The 1,472-nt window shown below is 56.5% G+C and carries 1 protein-coding gene; it reads right to left on the bottom strand.

Annotated features, from left to right (window positions below):
- Positions 1–276: 276 nt before the first annotated feature.
- A complete protein-coding gene (locus tag RA27_RS22980; protein WP_039544645.1) occupies positions 277–1,386 on the bottom strand; it encodes an IS110 family transposase in 1,110 nt (369 codons plus the stop codon).
- Positions 1,387–1,472: the final 86 nt, after the last annotated feature.

The following is a 1,472-nucleotide window of genomic DNA, read 5'->3' on the forward strand; positions in this document are numbered from 1 at the left end:
CCCCTTTCTCATGAGCGTTTTTGGCTTTCCCGACACGATGAGACTACCCCGCTGGCGCGGGATGGTCAAAGTATGTAGCCTGTGCAGGCGCTGGAGACGGTGGGCCGAACCGGTGGTTATCCTACTCTCATCCGCGGGCTGGATACCGCCTGACCAAATTCGATACGGGTGACCTCTCTCTAAGATCGGATGTTTGTCCCAAAGGGTGTACCGAGGATTTCCCTATCACGTGACCGCCATCTCCAGCGGACTACACAGGCAGGCTGCGGATTTCGATCAGGTGGCCAACGGTGTTTTCCGAGCGATGTCCCAGATGAATCCGGCGAGTTCCCGGGCGATTGCTGCTAGCACCCGTGGCTGCGGTTTGCCTGTCCGGCTGAGATCGCGATACCGCTTGCAAAGGCGGGTCTGCGCTTTCCAGCCGATATCCTTGATCTGTTGCGGCAGATGCGCGGACCTCTTCAGATACGGATGACCTTCCTTTGGCGGATGACGGTACGACCAACCTGCCTCAATCAACATCGTTCGCGCCAATACATTGCCAGCCTTGGTTAGACGCCCTCGGCGTGTTTTGGATCCGCTAGAGTGCTCACTCGGCACCAAACCCAGCCACGACATCAACTGACGTGGGTTTTGGAAGCGGGTTATGTCGCCAATCTCGGCAACCACGGTTGCGGCAATTGTGGTGTTGACACCACGCAGTGCGCGCAACGCATCGACAACTGGAGCGAAATGCCAGCCGGGGATAGCATCTTCGATGGCCTGATCCAGGGTCACAATGCGGGCCTCTGCCTGGTCAATGGCACGCTTCAGCTCTTCAAAAGCCAGTTGTTGATGCGAAACCCGGAACCGGCGCAATTCTGCAAGCCATCGGCGATGGCGTTGTGTCCAATAGCCCCCATTCTCGTATCGAAGTCCATGGCGCAGCAGAAAGCTGAGCAGCTGCTGTTTTGATACCTTCACTGCGTCCATCGTCTGCTTGCGGGTGCGGATCAGGTCGCGCATGGCCTCCTGCTCCTCGTCTGGCGTCCAAATCGGTGTCAATTCGCCCGCACGCCAAAGCCTCGCCAACATCTCGGCATCTCGCCGATCTGTCTTGACCCGATCGCCGACCTTGCGAGGGATCATCGACGGTGAAACAACCGCGCATTCAAATCCGAGCTTTGTGAGGTGTCGGTGCAAACCATAGCCGCACGGCCCAGCCTCATAGCAAAATGACGGAGTGTGGTCGTTCTTGGAAAGCCTCATCGTAAGACGTAACACTGCATCAGCCGAATTGACGACGATCCCGTGAAATCTGATCTCGCCGCTACGACCGTCTTCAGCAACAGCGACTGCAATCGTATCTTTGTGAATGTCGAGGCCTACATAAAGCGTTTTGTTCATTTGCATTTTCTCCTTCGAACGGTCTTCTGTTCGTCGAGAAAACCACGGGCAACACGCCCGCTGCAAAAACGCTCATCTGGTCTAAG

Source organism: Ruegeria sp. ANG-R (assembly GCF_000813985.1).
In the GTDB taxonomy this organism is placed as follows: Bacteria; Pseudomonadota; Alphaproteobacteria; order Rhodobacterales; family Rhodobacteraceae; genus Ruegeria.